This window comes from Bacilliculturomica massiliensis, from assembly GCF_900605495.1.
Taxonomy (GTDB): Bacteria; Bacillota; Clostridia; order Peptostreptococcales; family Anaerovoracaceae; genus Bacilliculturomica; species Bacilliculturomica massiliensis.
In genome coordinates this window covers 562,147-583,151 of the sequence record NZ_LR027603.1, presented here as the reverse complement: position 1 = coordinate 583,151, position 21,005 = coordinate 562,147, and the positions used below count along the sequence as shown (strand labels likewise).

At 56.5% G+C, this 21,005-nt stretch carries 18 protein-coding genes; 6 read left to right on the top strand and 12 right to left on the bottom strand.

Annotated features, from left to right (window positions below; translation table 11 throughout):
• From E0E37_RS12085 to E0E37_RS12050, 8 genes are read right to left on the bottom strand one after another with little or no spacing between them, the layout of a single operon-like run.
• Positions 1 to 1,188 carry an aminotransferase-like domain-containing protein gene (locus tag E0E37_RS12085; RefSeq protein WP_130863288.1) on the bottom strand — a complete coding sequence of 396 codons (1,188 nt, stop codon included), beginning with the start codon at positions 1,186 to 1,188 and terminating at the stop codon, positions 1 to 3.
• Positions 1,185 to 2,129 (bottom strand): phosphate acyltransferase, encoded by a 945-nt coding sequence (locus E0E37_RS12080; RefSeq protein WP_246019716.1) that lies wholly within the window; start codon positions 2,127 to 2,129, stop codon positions 1,185 to 1,187. Before E0E37_RS12080 ends, E0E37_RS12085 begins: the two co-directional genes overlap by 4 nt.
• Positions 2,122 to 3,183 (bottom strand): butyrate kinase, encoded by a 1,062-nt coding sequence (gene buk / locus E0E37_RS12075; RefSeq protein ID WP_130863286.1) that lies wholly within the window; start codon positions 3,181 to 3,183, stop codon positions 2,122 to 2,124. The genes E0E37_RS12080 and buk overlap by 8 nt, the downstream gene beginning before the upstream one ends.
• Before the next feature lie 21 nt (positions 3,184 to 3,204).
• Positions 3,205 to 4,689, bottom strand: a complete 1,485-nt coding sequence (gene nhaC, locus E0E37_RS12070) for a Na+/H+ antiporter NhaC (RefSeq protein ID WP_130863285.1) — start codon at positions 4,687 to 4,689, stop codon at positions 3,205 to 3,207.
• 58 nt (positions 4,690 to 4,747) lie between these two features.
• Positions 4,748 to 5,281 carry a 2-oxoacid:acceptor oxidoreductase family protein gene (locus E0E37_RS12065; RefSeq protein ID WP_130863284.1) on the bottom strand — a complete coding sequence of 178 codons (534 nt, stop codon included), beginning with the start codon at positions 5,279 to 5,281 and terminating at the stop codon, positions 4,748 to 4,750.
• Positions 5,278 to 6,021 (bottom strand): thiamine pyrophosphate-dependent enzyme, encoded by a 744-nt coding sequence (locus E0E37_RS12060; protein WP_130863283.1) that lies wholly within the window; start codon positions 6,019 to 6,021, stop codon positions 5,278 to 5,280. Before E0E37_RS12060 ends, E0E37_RS12065 begins: the two co-directional genes overlap by 4 nt.
• Before the next feature lies 1 nt (position 6,022).
• Positions 6,023 to 7,072: a 3-methyl-2-oxobutanoate dehydrogenase subunit beta gene (locus E0E37_RS12055; protein WP_246019784.1), complete on the bottom strand. Its 1,050-nt coding sequence runs from the start codon at positions 7,070 to 7,072 to the stop codon at positions 6,023 to 6,025.
• A gap of 21 nt (positions 7,073 to 7,093) precedes the next feature.
• Positions 7,094 to 7,291 carry a 4Fe-4S dicluster domain-containing protein gene (locus tag E0E37_RS12050; protein WP_130863281.1) on the bottom strand — a complete coding sequence of 66 codons (198 nt, stop codon included), beginning with the start codon at positions 7,289 to 7,291 and terminating at the stop codon, positions 7,094 to 7,096.
• A gap of 413 nt (positions 7,292 to 7,704) precedes the next feature.
• Between E0E37_RS12050 and E0E37_RS12045 the strand changes: the two genes are divergently transcribed.
• The 6 genes from E0E37_RS12045 to larA all read left to right on the top strand — a co-directional run bounded on the left by E0E37_RS12045 (position 7,705) and on the right by larA (position 15,871).
• The gene (locus E0E37_RS12045; RefSeq protein WP_130863280.1) at positions 7,705 to 8,466 is read left to right on the top strand and encodes an IclR family transcriptional regulator; all 762 of its coding nucleotides are present in this window, start codon (positions 7,705 to 7,707) and stop codon (positions 8,464 to 8,466) included.
• Positions 8,467 to 8,490: 24 nt separating this feature from the next.
• Positions 8,491 to 9,393 carry a FadR/GntR family transcriptional regulator gene (locus E0E37_RS12040; RefSeq protein ID WP_130863279.1) on the top strand — a complete coding sequence of 301 codons (903 nt, stop codon included), beginning with the start codon at positions 8,491 to 8,493 and terminating at the stop codon, positions 9,391 to 9,393.
• Positions 9,394 to 9,692: 299 nt separating this feature from the next.
• Entirely contained in the window at positions 9,693 to 10,481 is a 789-nt protein-coding gene (locus E0E37_RS12035) for an electron transfer flavoprotein subunit beta/FixA family protein (RefSeq protein ID WP_130863278.1), read from the top strand.
• Positions 10,482 to 10,498: 17 nt separating this feature from the next.
• Complete coding sequence (locus E0E37_RS12030) at positions 10,499 to 11,710, top strand: electron transfer flavoprotein subunit alpha (protein WP_130863277.1); 1,212 nt, start codon at positions 10,499 to 10,501, stop codon at positions 11,708 to 11,710.
• Entirely contained in the window at positions 11,697 to 13,097 is a 1,401-nt protein-coding gene (locus tag E0E37_RS12025) for an FAD-binding oxidoreductase (protein ID WP_130863276.1), read from the top strand. The genes E0E37_RS12030 and E0E37_RS12025 overlap by 14 nt, the downstream gene beginning before the upstream one ends.
• Before the next feature lie 1,235 nt (positions 13,098 to 14,332).
• On the top strand, positions 14,333 to 15,871 hold the full coding sequence (larA, locus tag E0E37_RS12020; RefSeq protein ID WP_130863275.1) for a nickel-dependent lactate racemase: 1,539 nt from the start codon (positions 14,333 to 14,335) through the stop codon (positions 15,869 to 15,871).
• Here larA and E0E37_RS12015 read toward each other — a convergent pair.
• The 4 genes from E0E37_RS12015 to E0E37_RS12000 form a co-directional block, all read right to left on the bottom strand.
• Complete coding sequence (locus E0E37_RS12015; RefSeq protein WP_130863274.1) at positions 15,868 to 18,456, bottom strand: ABC transporter permease; 2,589 nt, start codon at positions 18,454 to 18,456, stop codon at positions 15,868 to 15,870. The two genes, larA and E0E37_RS12015, sit on opposite strands and share 4 nt — an antisense overlap.
• Positions 18,453 to 19,136, bottom strand: coding sequence for an ABC transporter ATP-binding protein (locus E0E37_RS12010; protein WP_130863273.1), 684 nt, complete (start codon positions 19,134 to 19,136; stop codon positions 18,453 to 18,455). The genes E0E37_RS12015 and E0E37_RS12010 overlap by 4 nt, the downstream gene beginning before the upstream one ends.
• An 85-nt stretch (positions 19,137 to 19,221) precedes the next feature.
• A complete protein-coding gene (locus tag E0E37_RS12005; protein WP_130863272.1) occupies positions 19,222 to 20,211 on the bottom strand; it encodes a sensor histidine kinase in 990 nt (329 codons plus the stop codon).
• Entirely contained in the window at positions 20,198 to 20,884 is a 687-nt protein-coding gene (locus E0E37_RS12000) for a response regulator transcription factor (RefSeq protein ID WP_130863271.1), read from the bottom strand. Before E0E37_RS12000 ends, E0E37_RS12005 begins: the two co-directional genes overlap by 14 nt.
• Between the last annotated feature and the right edge of the window lie 121 nt (positions 20,885 to 21,005).

The following is a 21,005-nucleotide window of genomic DNA, read 5'->3' as shown; positions in this document are numbered from 1 at the left end:
CTAACCCTCCAGTTCTTTTTTAAAGAATGCAGCCAGACGCCGCATGCCTTCCACGATCTCCTCGTCAGATCCCGCCGAATAATTCAGGCGGGCCGTGTTTTCATGTCCCGGTTCTACGAAGAACGGACCTCCCGGAACGTAGCCCACCGCCGCTTCCCGCACGGCCTTCTCCAGCAGAACAGATGCGTCGGTCCCTTCCGGAAGAACGATCCACACGAACATGCCGCCTTCGGGATGCGTCCTCTCTACACAGGCCGGGAATTCCTCGTCGATGACCTGGATCATCAGATCTCTCTTCCGTCTGTATACGCTGCGGATGCGCTCCAGCTGGTCGTCCAGACCGTAGCGCCGCAGATATTCGGCTACCTGCACCTGGGCGAATTCATTGGACTGCAGATCCACTCCCTGCTTAAACACCTCGAAAATATCCGCCGTCTTTTCGGAGCTGACTGTAAATCCTACCCGCAGTCCGGCGCAGAGCACCTTGGAAAAGGATCCCAGATAGATGACGTGACCGGTCTCATCCATGCTCTTGATGGAGGGCACCGGCGTTCCTTCAAAGCGGATATCCCCGTACGGATTATCCTCCAGGATCATCACATCGTACTTTACAGCCAGCTCAAGCAGCTTTTTCCTGCGCTCCAGGCTCCAGGTCTTTCCAGTTGGGTTTGAAAAATTCGGCACCACGTAGATGATGCGCACAGAGCTGTCCGCGGCCAGTCGCTGTTCCAGCGCTTCCATATCCATGCCTTCGCTGTCCGCGTCGATCCCGGCGAACTGACATTCCAGCGGCGTGAAGGAAGAGAGCGCTCCCAGATAGGTGGGATTTTCCACTACCACGGTATCGCCCTTATTCAGCAGCAGCATGGCGCAGAGAAAGACGCCCTGCTGCGATCCCGTGGTGACCTGGATATGCTTGGGCTCGCATTTGATGCCGCTTTTGGCCAGCATACTGACGATCTCCTTCAGCAGTTCCTCATTTCCTTTTGTCATTCCATACTGCAGCGCAATTTCTCCTCTGCTGCCAAGTATATCGTCGGTGATCTCCGTCATCTCACGAACCGGCATCAGTTCCGCCGCCGGATACCCCTGTGCAAATGTGATGCAGCCTTCTCTGGAGGCTATGAGTTTTCCCGCCGCCCGTATGGCGGACGGGCGAAGTTCGTTCGCTCTGTCTGAAAATTTCATCGTGTTTCCTCTCTCTCTTGTTCGCCTGCGGCCAGGCAGCCCAGCGCTATGGAATTGATTTTTACCGCTGCGGAATCGGACCGTGACCCAAGTATAACAGGCTTGGCGGCTCCCAGTACGATCCCTGCCCACTTTGCCCTGTTAAAATACAGCCATGATTTTCCCAGCGCGTTTCCCGTCTCCATGTTGGGGAACAGGATCAGATCCACCTTTCCTGAGATCCGGCTGTCGATCCCCTTGTGGGCCGCGGCGGCGGGATCGAAAGCCACGTCAAAGGCCACGGGTCCCTCCGCCGTACAGGGGGGACACTGGCCGGAATCGGCAAACTGCACCAGGGCAGCGGCGTCCACGGTGGATGTGATCTTGGGATCTACCATTTCGTTGGCTGTCAGCATCGCAACCTTGGGATCTTCCACGCCGATCCGCTTCATGGCCGTCAGGGCGTTTTTCAGAATTTCTTTTTTCTGCTCCAGATCCGGCGCCGGATTGACGCCGCTGTCTGTAGCGAATATCAGTTTTGGATAGCCCGGAAGCTCGTAGACCGCCAGCAGACTCACCAGTCCGCCGGCCCGCAGTCCCTGCTCCCGATTGAGTACCGCCCGCATGAACACGCTGGTGTTCACCGATCCTTTCATCAGGATGTCGGCCCGTCCTTCCCTCACCATGGTCACCGCGGCCTTCGCCGCTTCTTCCGGGCCGGAACACTGAAAGGCGTCGTATTCCCGCAGACCGCAGGATTTTGCACAGGCGGCGATCTCCTCGCTCTTTCCGGTCAGTATCGGGTAGATCAGACCCATATCGCAGGCCTGTTTCACCGCCTGCAGCAGCTCCGGGTCTCCCGCAGACGCCACACAGACCCGGCGGGGACCCGTTTTACGCGCGCGCTCTATGATGGCTTCAAAATTTTCTATAGTTCCAAGATCTCTTTCCATGTTATTCATACTCCTTCACTTCTTCCTCGCCGCGAAGGACCCGCAGCGCTCCCAGCGCCATGGCCTCCATCTCCATCTCTCCGGCCACCACGGATACGGGCGCCAGGTAGCGCACCCTCTTTTCCACCTCGCCTGTGACCAGCGCGGAGTGGGCGATGCCTCCGGTGAGCACGATGCGGTCCACTTTTCCGTACAGCGCCGCTCCATAGGATGCGATCTCTTTGGCGATCTGATAGATGAAGGCGTCCATGATCAGCTTCGCCTCACTGTCTCCGCCGGCGATGCGGCGTTCTACCTCCACCAGGTCTTTCGTCCCCAGGTAATCGTAAAAACCTCCGAAGCTGCTCACTTTATCCACCAGCTCTTCTCTGGTATACTTCCCTGAATAACAGAGCTCGATCAGCGGATAGGCGGGCAGCCCGCCGCTGCGGTCGGAGGAGAACGGTCCGTTGGTCCTGCCGCCGCTGCCGTCGATCATCCGTCCCCGGCAGTGGGGCACGATGGAGATTCCCGATCCCAGATGGGCGATGATAAAATTGAACTCCTCATACTTCCCGCCCATATCCGCCGCGGTCTTCCGGGCCACGGCCTTGTGATTCAGGGAGTGAAGCCAGCTTGAATACTTCAGGTCACGGATCCCCGTGACGCGGGAGATCTCCTGAAATTCATCCACGGACACCGGATCGACTACGAAGGACGGCGCGCCGGTCTCGTCGCCGATACTTCTGGCCAGCGCGCTGCCCAGATTGGCTGCGTGCTCGCCGCGGACGGCAGCTTTCAGATCGGAGATCATCCCGTCGTTGACGCGGTAGACGCCGCCTTCGATCTCCTTCATCAGACCGCCTCGACCCACCACCGCGTCGAAGGAGGCGGGGGTATACTCGCCTGCCTTCAATTCGTCCAGGATCAGCTGCCGCCTGAAATCAAACTGGTCAAAGATCCTCGGATAGGGGCGCAGTTCTTCCCCCGTATGAGCGATATTGCGGCTGAACTGTTCCGTTTCGTCCTCAAAGACCGCTATTTTAGTGGAGCTTCCTCCTGGGTTTATGACTAACAGCTTCATTGCTTTCTTCTTCCTCCCTTCCTATTTTCCGGCTCCTTTTGCCTCTTTTGCAGCTCCCTTTACCTCGCGCCGCAGAGACGTATTGGTGTCAAACCGCCGTTTTCCCTTGTTTGCGGGATCGTTCCACAGCACGAATATCCCAAAGGTCGCCATCAGGATCGAGACCACCGGATTGATCAGGTTGAGGAAACAGTAGGCCGATACGCCGAAGCCCTGTACGCCCAGCGTCGTCCTGGCAAAAGCCCCCACTGTGGTCCAGGGGATCAGGGGAGCCATCATCATGCCTCCTTCCGATACCAGCCTGGCCAGCATGGGCCGTGTCAGACCCTTCCTGTCAAACTCCTCTTTGTAAAGATTTCCGTTGAGGATCAGGCTCAGATAGTCCTCCCCCAGCATGGTGCTGGACAGAAACGAGGTGGCGATCACCGATGCGGCCAGCTGGCCCACGGTCCTGACCCGGTTGATCACCTGTTCCACGATCACTTTCATATAGCCCACGCCGTCCAGGATCCCTCCCAGAGAGATGGCGATGAAAGCCAGCGAGAAGGTATTCATCATGCTCTGGACTCCGCCCCGGTTCAAGATGGGATCAACGTAAACGCTTCCCGTGGAGATGACAAAACCGCTGTTCATCGCCTCCATCGCCGCAGCTATGGTCTCTCCCTGAAGGACGACCGCCACCACGATGCCGGCGAAGGTCCCGCAGGCCATGGCAGGCACCGCCGGCATTTTCAGTACATTCAGTCCCAGCAGGATAACGATGGGAAGCATTACGATGGGATTCAGGTTAAAATGTTCCGCCAGCACCGCTCTGGTCTCCTCGATGACCGCGAAGTTGGCGCTGTTGTCTCCATACTGAAGTCCCATGATCGTAAAGATCACCAGCGCGATGAGATAGGCCGGCGTCATGGTCAGTATCATGGCCCGGATGCTGGCGTAGAGATCCGCCCCGGAGGCCACGGCGCAGAGATTCGTCGTATCGGAGATCGGCGACATTTTATCGCCGAAACAGGCTCCGGAGATGATCATGCCCACCGTCAATTCCGTCGGGATCCCCATGCCCTGACCCATTCCCAGCAGCGCGATGCCGATGGTCCCCATGGTGCCCCAGGAAGTTCCCGTGGCCAGGGAAGTCAGACTGCAGAGGATCAGGCCCGCCGGCAGAAACACGGCGGGAGTGATGACCCCCAGGCCGTAATAGATGACAGCCGGCACCGTGCCGGATATCATCCATGTCCCGATGATCGTTCCGATCAGCAGGAAGATCCAGAGCGCTCCCGAGGCCTCGTCAAGCGCCTTGACGGAAAACTTCAGCAGCTCCTCAAACCGATAACCCAGGGGCCTGGATACAAATGTCACACACACGATAGCAGCCATCAGGCCGGCCTGGATCGAAATTTTAAACACCATGATAGATAGAAAGAGACATACTATAACGACGCCAAGAGCGGCGGCGGCATGTTTAAATTCCGGATATTTTTTTTCACGGACCGTTCCATTATCCATTCGATTTCTCCCTTCACAGTTGACTGCGCGCCTGTCTGCGGCGGACGGTCAGTCTGGATCATACGGCGGCGTAACCGGCTTCAAAGGCTTTGACGTTTGCTTCCGCAAACCGGTTCTTTCCTTTTTTGCTGAACATGCGCTCCATGCCGGCCAGAGCTTCTTCCTTCGAGAAGTCTCCCATCAGCTTTACGATAGCCCCGGTCATCACCACGTTGGCTCCCTTGGGGTTGCCCAGTTCCTGGGAAATAGCGGAGCTGGGCACCTTGACTACCTTCACGTCGTCCCTCACGTTCAGATCGCAGTTGACGATATCGCTCACCAGCACGATCCCGCCGGGCGCTACGATGTTGATAAACATCTGGAAGGAAGGTTCGTTCATAGCCAGCAGCAGATTTGGTTCCTCCTGCGCCGGGTTATAGATAGTCTCCCTGCCATACTTCACTGTGCAGTTGGCGGTCCCGCCCCGCATAGCCGAGCCATAGGAAGGGATCCAGGTGGCGTTGTCTCCTCTGTTTACGGCGATCTCTGAAATGATCAGCCCCGAGGTCAGTACTCCCTGACCTCCGAATCCTGCAAATACGATCTCTTTCATTCCTGATTCCTCCTGTCCTGAAATACGCCGATGGGGAAATACTGTGTCAGATCCTCCTCGATGTGCGTCATTGCCTCCTCCGGGGTCATACCCCAGTTCACGGCGCAGGGCGACAATACTTCCACAATTGAATAGCCTTCTTTATTGATCTGCGCCTCCAGCGCGTTTTTTATGTAACCCTTCAGCGCGTTGATCCGAGCGGGACTGCTGACGCTTCCTCTGGCTGCATATGCCACCCTGAACTCGTTTGCCACCAGTTCCGGAAAGCGGATGGGATATCCGGTGACCGCACAATCTCTGCCGTGAGGCGAGGTGGTGGTCTTCTGTCCCTCCATGGTGGTCCAGCTCATCTGTCCGCCGGTCATTCCAAAGTTTGTATTGTTTACGGTTATTACCGTGATATTTTCATTTCTGTATGCAGCGTTGAAACTTTCCGCGATGCCGATGCTGTAAGCGTCGCCGTCGCCCTGATATGTGATCACCATATTGTCCGGATTGACCCGCTTCATGCCCGTGGCCACAGCTCCCGCCCGGCCGTGCGCGCAGTGCAGCCGGTCTGTCACCAGCCCGCCGCCCAGATTGGACGAACAGCCCACGCCGATGGCAAATATTACGTTCTGATCCTGTCCCAGTTCCTCAAGGCATTCGCAGATCAGCCGTATGATGATACCGTGTCCGCATCCCGGACAAAAGTTCATCGGATTATCAATGATAGATGGGACCTTACGTTCGACCGCCATATTAGTACACCTCCCTGATTTCGCCATTCAATATTTTCTTAAAGTCTGCCTTGATGCTTTTGATCGGCGGTACTCCGTACACATAGGTCAGAGCGTAGGCAGGTATGTTGGCGCTGCTGTTTTTCTTGATGGCCAGCGCCGCGTCGTCTACCAGCTGGCCCGTAGCGTTGGCTTCCACGGTTATGATCCCCTTTACTCCGGGATTGATCTCGGCGAAGGCTTTTTCCGGGAAGGGCCACGCGGTAATAGGACGGATCAGTCCCACCCGGAACCCCTCGTCCCGCAGCTGTCTCACAGCGCCCAGCGTGCTTCTTCCCGGGAGTCCGTACGAGACGAAGACGTAATCAGCGTCTTCCACGCCCTCCGATTCCCATCTCTGCTCGTTCTCTTTGATCGCCGCGTACTTCTCTTTGAGCAAAACCGATTCTTTCATCGAATCCCGATCGAATATACCGATCTTTTTGTATGTATACTTTCCGTCAAAGCCCCAGGGATTCCGCTTGGGTTCCACGAAGTCCGGCAGATCCACCGGTTCCATCATCTGGCCAAGGGCTCCCTCGGTCATCAGAACGGATACGACGCGGTATTTCTCTGCCAGCTCGTAGGCCAGAGAGATCTGCTCCACCGCCTCCTGAATGCTGGACGGGCACAGGACGATGCATCGATAGTCGCCGTTTCCGCCGCCTCTGGTCTCCCGGTTATAATCACATTGGGATGAATACAGCGTTCCCAGACCATTTCCATAACGCACCACGTTTATGACCACTGCGGACAGCTCCTCATCGGACAGGATGGAGATCCCTTCCTGTTTCAGACTGATTCCCGGTCCGGAGGAAGCCGTCAGCGCGCGGACGCCGCAGCTTGCGCCGCCGATCACCATATTGATCCCGGCCAGTTCGCTTTCCGCCTGAATGAACGCGCCGCCCACTTCCGGCAGCCGACCTGAAAGATATTCCATTATTTCTGTAGACGGTGTGATCGGATATCCCGCGTACAACCGCACTCCGGCCCTCACCGCCGCCTCGGCAATCGCAATATTGCCCTTCATCATTTCTGCCACAATTACGCCTCCTTACGCCAGTATTTGATAGACTCCGTCCGGACATGTGAGATAGCACATACCGCACCCGATACATTTGTCCTCCCGCACTACTACGGTACGGTAACCCTTCGAATTCACTTCGCTCCTCAGATAAATCGCCTCTTTGGGGCAATGAGCGATGCACAATCCGCACTCTTTGCATCGTGACTCATTGACATTGACCTTCATGATTGTTTCCTCCTACCGCTGACAGGCGGCGCCCGCCGGCGCCGTCCCTGCTCTGATTTTATTTTTAGAACGTCGTTCTGTTTTTTGATCATACTGCTTTTCGATGGAAAAGTCAAACGATTTCGATAATAAAAATCATTGAAATTACAACGTTTTTTATTTAACAAACTATTTGCAAAACATCTGAGAATTTAATTGACAGAGAGATTGTCCAAGGTGTATGCTTAAAAATTAGAACATCGTTCCGTTTTTTGTTCTCTGAAATTTCCGGAAACAGGCCCGCAGACGGACTCTGGAGATAACTCCAGCTGCCGTCGGACCGCAGAGTCGATTTCTATTTTGCAATTCAGCATTTTTCGTGTTAAAATCATGATGATCATCAGTTATCGTTCAACAGGAATGGAGGAAGTATCATGGCAATTCAGGCGTTAGACAGAGCATTAGACATTCTGATCCTGCTTAGCGAAAACAATCATGAAATGGGCATATCGGAGATCGCCCGGGAGATGGATATACACAAGAGTACGGTCCACCGCACCCTTTTGACATTAGAAGAAAAGGGATTCGTCGAACAGAATCCTGAAAACGAAAAATACTGGCTTGGCCTGCGCCTGTACAGCATCGGCATGTCCTTCGACGCAAATCTCAGTATCAAGAGCATTATCCGCCCATTTGCCCAGGAACTCTACGACGAATTCCACGAGGTGGTCAATGTCTCCACGCTGGAACACACAGATCCCCGCCATCCAAAGAGCGTGATCATCCTGAAGGCGGAAGATCCGGGACAAGTTCTGCGGGCCAATCCCCCCGTGGGCTCCAGCAGTGAATGCCACTGCTCCTCCGTGGGAAAATGCCTGCTGGCTTTCAGCAGTTCTATGGACTTCGATCAATATCAGCAGACGCCCCTGGCACATCACACGACCAACACCATCACACACTGGCCTGCCTTTCTTGACACTCTGGAGCAGGTACGTGAAAACGGCTACGCCGTGGACAATGAAGAACTGGAGATCGGACTGACCTGCATCGGCGCTCCCATACTGAACCGCAGCGGCACGGCCATAGCCGCCATCAGTCTTTCAGGCCCCACGCAGAGAATGCGGTCCGGGGATTTTCAGTATAAGATCCAGCGGGTAAAAACCATAGCGGCCAGGATCAGCGAGGCGATCCGCTGACACATATAAAGGGGGATCATACTCATGAGCGAAACAAACACGGCCCAGGGCTGCCCGGAACAGAAGAACCGCACTGATCGGGGGGACAGCCCGGAGCGGGCAGACAGCGCAGATCGGGCGAACTGTTCAGACCAGAAAAGCTGCGCGGAGTGGAAGGACAGTGTGGACCAGAAAAACTGCGCGGAGCAGAAGGACAGTTCGGAGCAAAAAAACTGCACAGAGCGAAAGGACGCCCCCGGCAAAACGTATGAAAAGGTGATCCGCCATATCAAAGAGAAGATCCTGACCGGCGAATACCGGCTGGGACAAAAACTTCCGCCGGAGCGCGAGCTTGCCCAGGCGCTGGACGTCAGCCGCAACTCCGTCCGCGAGGCCCTGAGAACTCTGGAGATCATGGGCGTGCTGGAAAGCCTGCAGGGCGCGGGCAACTACGTGTCCGGCAATTTTGAAAAGAATCTGATGGAATCCATGTCCATGATGTTCGTTCTGGAGGAACTGGATTACAGTCAGCTCAGCCAGCTGCGCGCCGCCATCGAGGCGAAGGCGCTGGAACTGGCAATACAGCACCGCACCCCCGCTTTCGTAGAAGAACTGAAGGCGATCGTGACACAACTGGCGGAGAGCGATGATGAAAAAATCAGCGCCCTTCTGGACGCCAGACTCCACTACACCATCGCGCTCCACTCGGAAAATAAGCTGATCATCAACATCCTGCAGGCTCTCAGCCGGGTCATGGATCTATTCATCGCCGACATGCGCCGCAAGATCATGGCAGCGGAGATGGAAAAAGGCACTCTTCAGCGCGTCCACGAGGAGATCGCGGCCGCTGTAGCCCTCGGCGACACGCAGAAGGCCGACGCCGCTTTGAAACTGCATTTTGAGATCATCGACCGGGAGATCACTCGACAGACTGAAGGGCCGCAGTAATTCATTCCCTATTTCCCCATATGATGAGATTTTATTGAGCCGCCGCAGACCGGACCCTGTCCACCGCGGCGGTTTTTTTATTGACAATCCCTCTGCAAACAAATATAATTATTTCAACGGCAAATTGGTAGGACCATTTTGCCCCACGGAACACGTACATCGAAAGATTGCGCCGTGAGGACGATCAGGGGCGCGCTGCCGCTCCGCCCCGGCCGGTTTCCGCCGGCGGCCGGACAGATCTGCGACCGCGCCGAAACAGTTAGAAATTTTGAGAAAACAGCGAGAGAAAAGAGGATAACATGAACATTCTGGTATGTATCAAACAGGTTCCGGAGACAAACAAGGTGGCGGTGGACCCCGACACCGGAGTTTTGCTCCGCGGAGGCGTGGCCTCCAAAATGAATCCCTACGACCTTTACGCTCTGGAGACCGCACTGCGCCTTCGGGAGCTGCACGGAGGAAGCATCACGGTGATCAGCATGGGTCCGCCCCAGGCGGAACAGGTCATCCGCGAGGCTTTCGCCATGGGCGCCGATGAAGGCGTGCTGCTTTCCGACCGCCGTTTCGGCGGCGCCGACGTGCTGGCCACCAGTTACACCCTATCGCAGGGGATCCGCAGCGCAGGCGCCTTTGATCTGATCCTCTGCGGCAAGCAGACCACTGACGGCGACACCGCCCAGGTGGGGCCTGAGATCGGGGAATGGCTGGGGATCCCCAGTGTCTCCAACGTGCGGCGGGTTATCGAGAGCAGTCCCGAAGGACTTACCGTGGAGATGGATATGCCCAAAGCGGTCGAGATCGTCAAGCTGGGGTTTCCCTGTCTCCTGGCTGTGGATAAAGATATTTACCAGCCCCGTCTCCCCTCTTATGTCAGAAAGAAGGCCACCTCTGATCGGAAGATCCGCATTCTGACTCTGGCGGACATGGAAGATCAGGAAGAATCCCATTACGGTCTGAGCGGTTCGCCTACTCAGGTCCAGCGCATCTTTTCCCCGGAATCGGAGATCACTCAGGAGATCTGGCGGGGCAGCGGCCCGGAACTCTGCGACAGGCTGTACGATAAGCTGACAGAGTTAAAATTCGTATAAAAGGGGGAAAACGGAATATGGAAAAACTAATCATCGATCAGACGAAGGTCGGAGACATAAAAAAACTGATCGCGCTCTGTCCCTTCCACGCTCTGGAAGAACGCGACGGAAAGCTGGAGATCAACGCTGCCTGTAAAATGTGCAGGCTCTGCGTTAAACAGGGACCTGCCGGTGCCGTAACGGTTCAGGAAACAGAGGACAGACGTCCCGCCCTGGATAAGGATCAGTGGCGGGGCATCGCCGTATACGTGGACCATGTGGACGGCGAGATCCATCCTGTTACATACGAGCTCATCGGCAAAGCCAGGGAGCTGGCGTCCAAAATCGGTCATCCTGTCTACGCGCTGTTCGCAGGCAGCGGTCTCAGCGAACAGTGCCGGGAACTTCTGCACTACGGCGTAGACGCGGTCTACGTCTACGACCAGAACGCCCTGGAACATTTCACCATCGAGGCGTACACCAACGTCCTGGAAGATTTTATCGAAAACGTGAAGCCATCTTCCATCCTGGTGGGCGCCACCACCGTGGGCAGACAGCTGGCTCCCCGTACTGCAGCCAGAGTAAAGACCGGCCTTACGGCGGACTGCACCATTTTAGACATGAGTCCGGATACAGACCTGATCCAGATCCGGCCTGCCTTCGGCGGAAACATCATGGCGCAGATCCATACCCCCGACCACAGGCCGCAGATGGCTACGGTAAGATACAAGATCATGACCGCCCCCACCCGATCGGAGGAAGAGTCGGGCGAGATCATACCCTGCCTGCTGCCGGAGAAAAAACTGCACAGCAATCTGGACGTGCTTGAGGTCCTTCCCAAGGCCCCGGAGACCTCCATCGAAGCCTGCGACGTTCTGGTAGTCGCCGGACGGGGCGTCAAAAAGGAGGGCGATCTGGATCTGCTCCGGGAGCTGGCCGCTCTGCTGGGCGGTCAGCTGGCCTGCACCCGTCCCATGATCGAAGCGGGCTGGATGGACGCCAAGCGTCAGATCGGTCTGAGCGGGCGGACCGTGCGGCCTAAGCTCATTATCACCTGCGGCGTCTCGGGCTCCGTGCAGTTTGCGGCGGGCATGAACAATGCCGACCACATCGTCGCCATCAATACGGACGAGAAAGCGGCGATCTTCCGGATCGCTCACTGCTGTCTCGTCGGAGACCTGTATGAAATCGTTCCCGGACTCATTGCCAAGATCAAAGCGAACAGGGGGTTATACCATGACGGCATATAAAAAGATAGACGACTCAGATTTTCAGGCGATCCGCGCGCTGATCGGCGACGACGACCGCGTGCTGACCGGCGGATCCATCCACGAGGACTACAGCCACGACGAACTGGGCGGTACCCAGTGCTGGCCGGATGTGGTAGTGCGCGTCTCCAGCACGGAGGACGTTTCCGCCGTGATGAAATACGCTTTCAACAATAACATTCCCGTCACGCCCAGAGGAGCAGGAACCGGTCTGGTGGGTTCCTGCGTGCCCGTGGAAGGCGGCATCGTCATTGAGACCACCCTTCTGAACCGGTTCATCGAGCTGGATGAAGAAAATCTCACCATCACAGTGGAGCCGGGCGTACTGCTCATGGAGCTGGCCGCCTATGTGGAAGAGCGGGGCTTTTTCTATCCCCCGGACCCCGGCGAGAAATCAGCCACCATCGGCGGCAATATCAGCACAAACGCCGGGGGGATGCGCGCTGTGAAATACGGCGTGACGCGGGACTATGTCCGCGGCTTGGAGGTCGTTCTTCCAAACGGCGCCGTAGTCGAGCTGGGCGGCAAAGTGGTAAAGAACAGTTCCGGGTACGCGCTGAAAGATCTTATGGTCGGATCAGAAGGCACCCTGGGCATCGTGACGAAGGCGACTTTGAAACTTCTTCCCCTCCCCGCCAGATCCATCAGTCTGCTGGTCCCCTTTCCCTCGCTGGAAAAGGCCATCGGCGCCGCGCCGCTGATCATCAAATCCAAAGCTGTGCCCACCGCCATCGAATTCATGCAGCGGGAGGTCATCATCGACGCTGAAGAATATCTGGGCAGAAAGTTTCCCGACAATCAGGCCGACGCTTACCTTCTTTTGAAATTCGATGGAGCAACAGACGCGGAGATCGAAAAGGATTATGACAATGTGGCGGAGATCTGCCTTCAGCAGGGAGCTCTCGACGTGCTGATCTCAGACACAGAAGAGCGCAACGACTCCATCTGGAAAGCCAGAGGCGCGTTCCTGGAAGCGATCAAAGGTTCCACTACCTACATGGACGAAGTGGACGTGGTCGTCCCCCGAAGCAGCGTCAACACCCTGCTGGAATACATACACGGAATACAGCAGATCGCTTCCATCCGCATCAAGACCTTCGGCCACGCCGGGGATGGAAACCTGCATATCTACATTCTGAAAGATGAACTCAGCGACGAAGAGTGGAAAGAAAAAATGTCTCTGGCCATGGAACTGATCTACTCCAAAGCCAGAGAGCTCAATGGCCAGGTATCCGGCGAGCACGGCATCGGCTTTGCGAAAAAGCCCTACCTTGCCGAGTCCCTGGACCCCGACCTTCTGGAGATCATGCGGGGGATCAAAAGCGCCTTCGATCCGAAAAACATTCTGAATCCTCATAAGATCTGTTAGGATTGATTGATTGATTGATTGATTGATTGATTGATTGATTGCCCGGCTGCTTGGCGGGTGGATCTGACGGGCAGCCGAATGGCCGGGCGAGTCTGCTGTGCGGTGACTAGCCGGCGGGCGGACGGATGTTCTGCCGGGCGGGCAGTCTGGCGGACGGACGGATGGCCGGGCGGGTCTGCTGTGCGGGGACTAGCCAGCGGGCGGACGAATGATCTGCCGGGCGGGCAGTCTGGCGGACGGCCGAATGGCCGGGCGGGTCTGCTGTGCGGGGACTAGCCAGCGGGCGGACGAATGATCTGCCTGGCGGGCAGTCTGGGGGACGGACGGATGGCCGGGCGAGTCTGCTGTGCAGGGACTAGCCGGCGGGCGGACGGATGTTCTGCCGGGCGGGCAGTCTGGGGGACGGACGGATGGCCGGGCGAGTCTGCTGTGCGGGGACCAGCCAGCGGGCGGACGGTTGTTCTGCCGGGCGGGCGGATCCGGCAGGCGAGGTAGCCGATATTCTATCGTACAAGGTCAGACGCCATTGCACGACCGTCAGTTATCGATAATCCAGAACCGTACTGCGCCAGATCACATCTTCAGATCGTTTGAATAGGTGAAAACAGAAAAAAAATCGAATTTTCACCTATTTTAGCGGAAAAGCAGGCCCAATTATCCAATATTTTCAAGAGAAATAGGCGAAAATTAATATTTTCATCTAGTTTTGCATATTTTATTGCTTGATTTATGCAATTTAAAGAAAAAAAATCGAATTTCACCTATTCCACTTAATGACTGCGCAATCTGCCGCCATCTGGTCCCCGCAGGCATTGGGCACTCACAAGCACCCGGCCCCGTTGCCATCCGACACTCGCAAGCACCTGCCCGGCAGGCACCCGATCTCCCGCATGCTCCCTACCCCTGCAGTCGCCCTGCCCCCTGTAGGCGCCAGACCACCGCAGGCACCCGGCCCCCGCCGCTGTCCCAACACCGCCAGTCTCGACCGCGGCAGTCGTTCAGCTCCTGTACCTCCTGCAGCACATGGGTCATGGAAGATCCGTGACAGGCCATACACCGGACGATACGGGCTGATACGGCCTGAAAGCCCTGCGATAAACCATTTCCCGCGCACATTCAAAAAATGCACTGCCAAAAAACAAGGCACAACAAAAGGGAGTACCGCGGCATTTTCCCTTCGCAGTACTCCTTTAAACTCCCCTATTGAATTATATTTTTACGAAATGAGGCTTCCTATGAATCGAATCATCAAGCTGCCCTACGGAAAAGGCTTCCTCGACGCGGAAATCCCGGAAGAACGTCTGGCCGCCATTCTCCGCCCTGCCGCGGCGCAGCCCGCAACAGCGCCACAACCCGCTACTGCAGGAGCAGCACGCGCCGTCTCCGAGACGCCGACCTTATCCACCGCGGCGCAGCCCGCCGCCGAGTCATCTGCGCGCCAGGAGGAGCTCTCCGCCGCTGAACACGCTTCTTCCGACGCTACGCAACCCAACGCAACAGCAGCCCGATCTGCAGAAGCGCAGCCCGCAGCAGCGCCACGACCCGCTGCTGTAGGCGCACCGCCAACCGTCTCTGAAGCAGCACACTCCGCCGCCGCGCAGACGGAACTGGTGCGCCGGGCGCTGCAAAATCCCATCGGCTCCCCCCGGCTTCGGGATCTGGCCCGGAACAAAGAAAATATCGTGCTGATCGCCAGCGACCACACCCGCCCCGTTCCCAGCAGCGTGATCCTTCCCGCGGTTCTGGAGGAACTGGAGCTGGCGGGTTACCGCGGTGTTCTCACCGTTCTCATCGCCACAGGTTTTCACCGGCCCACCACCCGGGAGGAACTGATCTACAAATTCGGTCCCAGGCTGGCGGATGATCCCCGGCTTCGCTTTGTGGTCCACGAGAGCGGAAAATCTGAGGATATGATGTGCGCCGGCGTTCTGCCCTCCGGCATTCCCCTGCGTATCAGCCGGCTGGCGGCGGAAGCCGATCTTCTCCTTGCGGAGGGCTTCATCGAGCCCCACTTCTTCGCCGGCTTTTCCGGAGGGCGCAAGAGCGTGCTCCCCGGTATCGCGGACCGAACGACGGTACTGGCCAACCACTGTTCGAAATTCATCGCCCATCCCTGTTCGCGGACAGGGGTCCTTGAGGGAAATCCGATCCACCGCGACATGGTACGGGCCGCGGAACTGGCTGACCTTGCCTTCATCGTCAATGTGGTCCTGGACGGGGAAAAACGCGTGGCCGACGCCTTCGCCGGTCATTTTAACGAGGCACATCTGGCTGGCTGCCGCAGCGTGAGCCGGCTGGCCGGCGTGGAAGCCGTCCCCGCGGACATCGTCATCTCCACCAACGGCGGCTATCCTCTCGATCAGAATATCTATCAGGCGGTGAAGGGCATGACCGCCGCAGAAGCTGCGTGCCGTCCCGGCGGCGTCATCATCATGGTCTCCGCCTGCTCCGACGGTCACGGCGGACAATCCTTCTACGAGACCTTTGCACAGCAGCCTTCTGCGGAAGCCATCATGGAACGTTTCCTGGCCACAGAGCAAAACGATACGGTCCCCGACCAGTGGGAATCCCAGATCCTCTGCCGCATCCTCCTGAAGTATCGGGTCATCATGGTCACTGACGCGCCCCGGGATATGGTACGGGCCATGCACATGGAATGGGCGCCTGACATCGCGGAAGCTCTGCGCATGGCAGACAGATGGCTGGGCGGAAAAGGCAGCGTCAGCGTCATCCCTGACGGCGTATCCGTCATCGTGAAACGCAGCGGCTGTTAATTCATATCGTCCCGGAGCGCATCGATGATATTTTCTTTTTTGATCTTGCTGACGGCGTAAAGCATGGTGATGAACACCACGAAGAAAACGCCCAGCACGCTGATCGTCATGCTCCTCCACGGGAATATAAAATTCATATCCGCTCCGCCCAGGACGAATCCTCTGTAGATCAGCCAGGAGAGCACGCCTGCTGCAGGAAGCCCCAGCAGCAGCGTCCGCATGCCGTAAAAAGCGCATTCAAAGTTCATCATTTTTCTGAAATCGCGGTCAGGCATTCCCACAGAGCGGAGCATGGCCAGTTCCCGCCGTCGAAGCCGGATGTTGGTGGAAATGGTGTTAAACACATTGGCCACCGCGATCAGCGAGATCATCGCGGCAAAAACAGATGTGAACACATTGACTACGTACATGATGCTGCGATTCTCTTCAAACATTTTGTGCGTGTTGTACAGGGTATAGTCCGCGGTGATCCCCTCGGCCTTTATCATCGCTTCCATTTCAGCCACCGACCGGGCGGGATCCCCGGACAGAAAAGTCAGGCCCATTTCTTCACGGACGCCGGGCGTCTCAAACTTCTCTTTCAGCTGGTACGGAGCCACCACCATAAAAACGTACGGCTTTACCTCTGAGGGTTTTCTGGGAAGCGTATCGGAGGGTATGGTATCTACAAAGGTCATATGGATATCCTGCTCCCGTTCAAGCCCGGTACCGCCGCCTGTCTCAGGCGTCACCCGGAAATCCCCGGAAGAGTCTTCGAACATGTTGATCAGCACGGTCTTCCCGTCCTTTGTCTCATCCTTCTCTTTGGCCTTGGCGACGGCGATCATCTTCGCATTCTCCCCGGTATAATCCTCCTGGGACAATCCCTGGCTCTCGATAAAGCTCAGAAACACGCTGTCCTCCACAAACTGGATGTCCATGGGCAGATCGATCATTTCATCCCCCTGATCATATCCGGCGATCTTCCGGTAGCTGTCGGAAAGATCCCCTGCCCGGACCGCGCATTGGTATGCCGAGATCGTCTGATAGGAGCTTTCCGTGACTCCGCCGGCTGTTTTCAGCCGGTCGTAAAGCCTGAACCATTCTCCCTCGTCCATGTCCTGTGTATAAAAGCAGATATCATAATCGCTTTCCATCACGGACTGTTCCGCAGCTTGTTTCAGGTGTGCTCCAAAAGTATCGGCCGACACGAACAGTACCACGCTTAACGTGAGCGATAATACGATGCTGCGATAACGCCTTCTGTTTCTTTTAAAATTCTTCAGCGCCAGCGTGCCTTCCAGACCGAACATGCGCTGTGCGAACCTGGAAGTTTTCACAGCGCCGGATGATATCCTCACTGCGTTGGTCTGGCGAATGTTCTCCATCACAGGCGTACCTGCGGCTTTCCGGGACGGAACATAGGCCGCGATCAGTATGGTAACCATGCTGACCGCCGCCGCGGCTGCCACGGCAGGAGCGGATACTTTCAGAGTCAGCGGCACGGCGCTGTAAGCAAAAGTTCCGAAATTCCCCGCCACAGACGAGATCACAATGCCCATACTTCCGATCCCTGCCGCGACGCCGATGGGGATGCCCGCCGCGCCGATGCAGAGTCCTTCAAACAACACGGAATTCCGCAGCTGCTTTGCTGTGGCCCCCACAGATGAAAGGATGCCGAACTGACGCGTTCGTTCGTTCAGCGATATGTTGAACGAATTGTAGATGAGAAATATGGCGCCGGTCATGATCAGAGCCACCAGTACGCCGCCGATGGAATACAGCAGCGTATTGAACATTTTGTCCTCTGAGAGACCCATAAAGCGCAGAATGTTGTCGTTTAAGACGTAGGCGCAGCTTCCGGCCGTGTCTTTCACATAATTGCGGACCTGCCGCGGATTTTTCAGAGTGACGAAAACACTGACGCTGTCTGCCTGCGACGCGGGATCTTCCGTTGTGATCAGCGTGTAGCCCGGTGCGGAAAATTCCTCGAAAGCGGGTCTCTCACAGATGCCCACCACCGTGTAGGACTTCCTGAATTCCGGTACAAGAGCTTCTCCCGCCGTCCCGGACTCATCTCCGGAAACATAGGGATCATGCTGGCTAAGGGCTCCATCCCCAGCCTGACGCTCTCCCACGGCCAGCGACAGGGTGTCTCCCACCGAAATTTTAACGCCGCCGTTTGCCGCCACGTGGGCCGGGATCAGGACCTCCCCGCTGTTTTCCGGCAGTCTGCCGGAGATAAGGTCGATGGGCAGAAGTTCGAAAGCTTTCTGACTGAATCCCGCCAGAAACAAATACGGTTTGTCAGGATTTTTTCCGCCCTCAAGGACTGCGTAGCCGATGTTCTGAAACTCCGCGGCGTCAGCTGTTCTGCCGTCTGTCTCCCGTTCCTGCGCGAAGGAAGGAGAAACATCCGGGAACTCCACATGCCAGCCTCCGTATTTCAACATGGCGCCATCGACCATATAATTCTGCAGGGACACAACGAAGGTGGCCACCCCTGTGATCATGGCGGCGGACAGGATGACTCCGATCACCGTCACGATGGTCCGCGCCCGGCTTTTTTTCATACCCTGCAAGGTGACTTTATTAAAAATATTCATGGCCGCACCCTCTCGTCTCTCACGATCCTGCCGTCCGAGATACTGATAATGCGGTCCGCCTGCAGCGCGATATTTTCATCGTGGGTCACGATGATCAGGGTCTGCCCGTATTTTTTATTGCTCAGCTTCAGCAGATCGACGATCTCGCGTCCATTCCGGCTGTCCAGACTGCCCGTGGGTTCGTCGGCAAGCATGACGGCCGGAGCGTTCATCAGAGCGCGGCCTATGGACACGCGCTGCTGCTGGCCGCCTGAGAGCTGATTGGGCAGATGCGTCCTGCGGCCTTCAAGCCCCAGCATCTCCAACAGATCGTTCAGACGCTCTTTGTTCACCCTGCGCTTGTCCATCAGGACAGGCAGTGTAATGTTTTCCACCACGTTCAGCGTAGGGATCAGATTGTGAAACTGGTAGATCAACCCCACCTGCCGTCTGCGGAAAATAGCCAGCTTTTCATTGTTTTGTGCGTATACGTCATTCCCGTCCACATACACCTTTCCGCTTGTGGGCACGTCCACGCCGCCGATGATGTGCAGCAGTGTGGATTTGCCGGAACCGGAGGAACCGATGATCGCGATAAACTCTCCTTTTTCGATGGTCAGCGAGACGTGGTCCAAGGCGGTCACCCGATTTCCTCCCTCGCCGTAGACCTTGCACAGATCTTCGATTTTAATCAGCTCCATTTGTGAGCCTCCCTTCTTTTAATTGGCTATCCACATCATAGAGCAGTTAACTGTGTATCTCGATGACTTTCCGGTGAGAGATCTGTCACTTTGGAAAACGAATGGAAAAGATCGAACCGCCCAGGGGGTGATTTTTAGCCGTGATGGTTCCGCCCTGCCGCGTGATGATCATTTTACAGAGAGCCAGGCCGATCCCATAACCGGAAACGCCGGCGCTTTTGCCGCGGTAAAACCTGTCGAAGAGCCGGGGCAGTTCTTCTTCATCAAATCCCGGGCCGTCGTCGCGGATGGTGATCTCCGTATAGAGGGGATTATCCCTGCAGGCGATTTCGATGCTCCCATTGTCGCCCGCGCTCTCCATACCGTTTTTCAGGATGTTTTGGATCGCTTCCTGGAGCCAGCCCGGATCGCAGCGGATCACGATCTCCTCTGGCAGATCTGTGTGCAGATGGATATTGTGCAGTTCCATGGGGATCAGCAGCGGACGTGCGGAAGCGTATATCAGATCGGCCGCTTTTGCCCTCCGGCTCTGAAACTCCACCACCCCCGCGTCCAGCCGGGACAATTTCAACAGCGAAGTGATCAGCCAGTCCATCCTGACGAGCAGCTCCTCCGCCTCGCGCACAAACGCCCGGCGCCGGCTTTCATCGGAAGTTTCCTCCAAAAGCGATAGTATGAGGTTTGCCGACGTGAGCGGCGTGCGCAGCTGATGGGCGATATCGGCCAGAGAATCAGCCAGATGTACTTTTTCGTCCTTCAGCGACTGGTTCTGTTCCCGAATGCGCAGCATCATTTTTGTGATCTCGCTGTGGAGGATATTAAGCTCTCCCTCATCCAGATCGTCAATGTAGAGGCGGTCTTCATTGTGCAGCACAAGATCGATCTGGTCTGAGATCCTGGCGATGTTTCGATATCGGGCTCTTGTAAACAATGTAAAGGCCGCGCCGTAAACGGCCGCGGACGCCAGGCATAGAATACCCGCCGCCTGTCCGATGGCAAAGCCAAACGCCGCGGCCACGGCCGCCATCAGGAAAAACGAAACGGCAAAAAGCCGAAATTCTCTATTCCGAAACATTTCCGCCTCCCAATCGATAACCGGTGCCCCGGACGGTCAGAATGATCCTGGGTTCTCCGGGGTCATCCTCTATTTTCTCCCGCAGACGTTTGATATAAACAGTTAGAGTATTGTCATTGACAAACTCGCCCGCCGCGTCCCACAGTTCGTCCAGCAGCCGGCCCCGGGTGATGATATTTTGGGGATTGTTGACGAATACCAGCAGCAGACGATATTCCAGCGCGGATAAGTAAATTTCGCCGCCGTTTTTCCTGACCACGCCGCTTGTCGTATCTACTTGCAGGCCGTCCACTTCAAAAACGGATTGAGAGCGCCCGTTTTTTCTCAGGGCGGCCTGGATCCGCGCCACCAGTTCGCGGGGGCGGAAAGGTTTGGTGATATAATCGTCCGCTCCCATATTCAGCCCGGTGACCACACTGGCTTCGTCTCCGGAGGCCGTCAGAAAGATGACAGGGATGTCCTGTGTGGCTTTGACCTCCGTACACACCGTAAATCCATTTCCGTCCGGCAGAGAGATATCCACCAGCGCCAGGTCGAATTTCCGCTTTTCAAGCGCTCTGTGCGCCTCCTCCCTAGAGGAAACATGGGTGACTGTAAAATTTTTCGACTGCAGCAAAAGTTCCAGATTTCTGGCAATAGCGCTGTCGTCCTCCACCAGGAATATTCGTGTCATGCAGCTGCCCTCCTTCATTTTTTCCGGCTCTTCTTCCGCCCGCCCCTGAAGACCGCGGGCGTTTCTGTCAGCCGGTGCTCTCCGCTTGCAGGCGCCCGCTGCGCCTTGTCAACGGAGATAT

Bases quoted from the DNA above. Each gene is read 5' to 3' on its own strand.
- E0E37_RS12025 (WP_130863276.1), top strand. From the start codon at position 11,697: ATGACGGCATATAAAAAGATAGACGACTCAGATTTTCAGGCGATCCGC.
- E0E37_RS12050 (WP_130863281.1), bottom strand. From the start codon at position 7,291: ATGAAGGTCAATGTCAATGAGTCACGATGCAAAGAGTGCGGATTGTGC.
- E0E37_RS12000 (WP_130863271.1), bottom strand. From the start codon at position 20,884: ATGACACGAATATTCCTGGTGGAGGACGACAGCGCTATTGCCAGAAAT.
- E0E37_RS12035 (WP_130863278.1), top strand. From the start codon at position 9,693: ATGAACATTCTGGTATGTATCAAACAGGTTCCGGAGACAAACAAGGTG.
- E0E37_RS12080 (WP_246019716.1), bottom strand. From the start codon at position 2,129: ATGAATAACATGGAAAGAGATCTTGGAACTATAGAAAATTTTGAAGCC.
- E0E37_RS12085 (WP_130863288.1), bottom strand. From the start codon at position 1,188: ATGAAATTTTCAGACAGAGCGAACGAACTTCGCCCGTCCGCCATACGG.
- E0E37_RS12030 (WP_130863277.1), top strand. From the start codon at position 10,499: ATGGAAAAACTAATCATCGATCAGACGAAGGTCGGAGACATAAAAAAA.
- larA (WP_130863275.1), top strand. From the start codon at position 14,333: ATGAATCGAATCATCAAGCTGCCCTACGGAAAAGGCTTCCTCGACGCG.
- E0E37_RS12060 (WP_130863283.1), bottom strand. From the start codon at position 6,021: ATGGCGGTCGAACGTAAGGTCCCATCTATCATTGATAATCCGATGAAC.
- nhaC (WP_130863285.1), bottom strand. From the start codon at position 4,689: ATGGATAATGGAACGGTCCGTGAAAAAAAATATCCGGAATTTAAACAT.
- E0E37_RS12055 (WP_246019784.1), bottom strand. From the start codon at position 7,072: ATGATGAAGGGCAATATTGCGATTGCCGAGGCGGCGGTGAGGGCCGGA.
- E0E37_RS12010 (WP_130863273.1), bottom strand. From the start codon at position 19,136: ATGGAGCTGATTAAAATCGAAGATCTGTGCAAGGTCTACGGCGAGGGA.
- E0E37_RS12015 (WP_130863274.1), bottom strand. From the start codon at position 18,456: ATGAATATTTTTAATAAAGTCACCTTGCAGGGTATGAAAAAAAGCCGG.
- E0E37_RS12045 (WP_130863280.1), top strand. From the start codon at position 7,705: ATGGCAATTCAGGCGTTAGACAGAGCATTAGACATTCTGATCCTGCTT.
- E0E37_RS12040 (WP_130863279.1), top strand. From the start codon at position 8,491: ATGAGCGAAACAAACACGGCCCAGGGCTGCCCGGAACAGAAGAACCGC.
- buk (WP_130863286.1), bottom strand. From the start codon at position 3,183: ATGAAGCTGTTAGTCATAAACCCAGGAGGAAGCTCCACTAAAATAGCG.
- E0E37_RS12065 (WP_130863284.1), bottom strand. From the start codon at position 5,281: ATGAAAGAGATCGTATTTGCAGGATTCGGAGGTCAGGGAGTACTGACC.
- E0E37_RS12005 (WP_130863272.1), bottom strand. From the start codon at position 20,211: ATGTTTCGGAATAGAGAATTTCGGCTTTTTGCCGTTTCGTTTTTCCTG.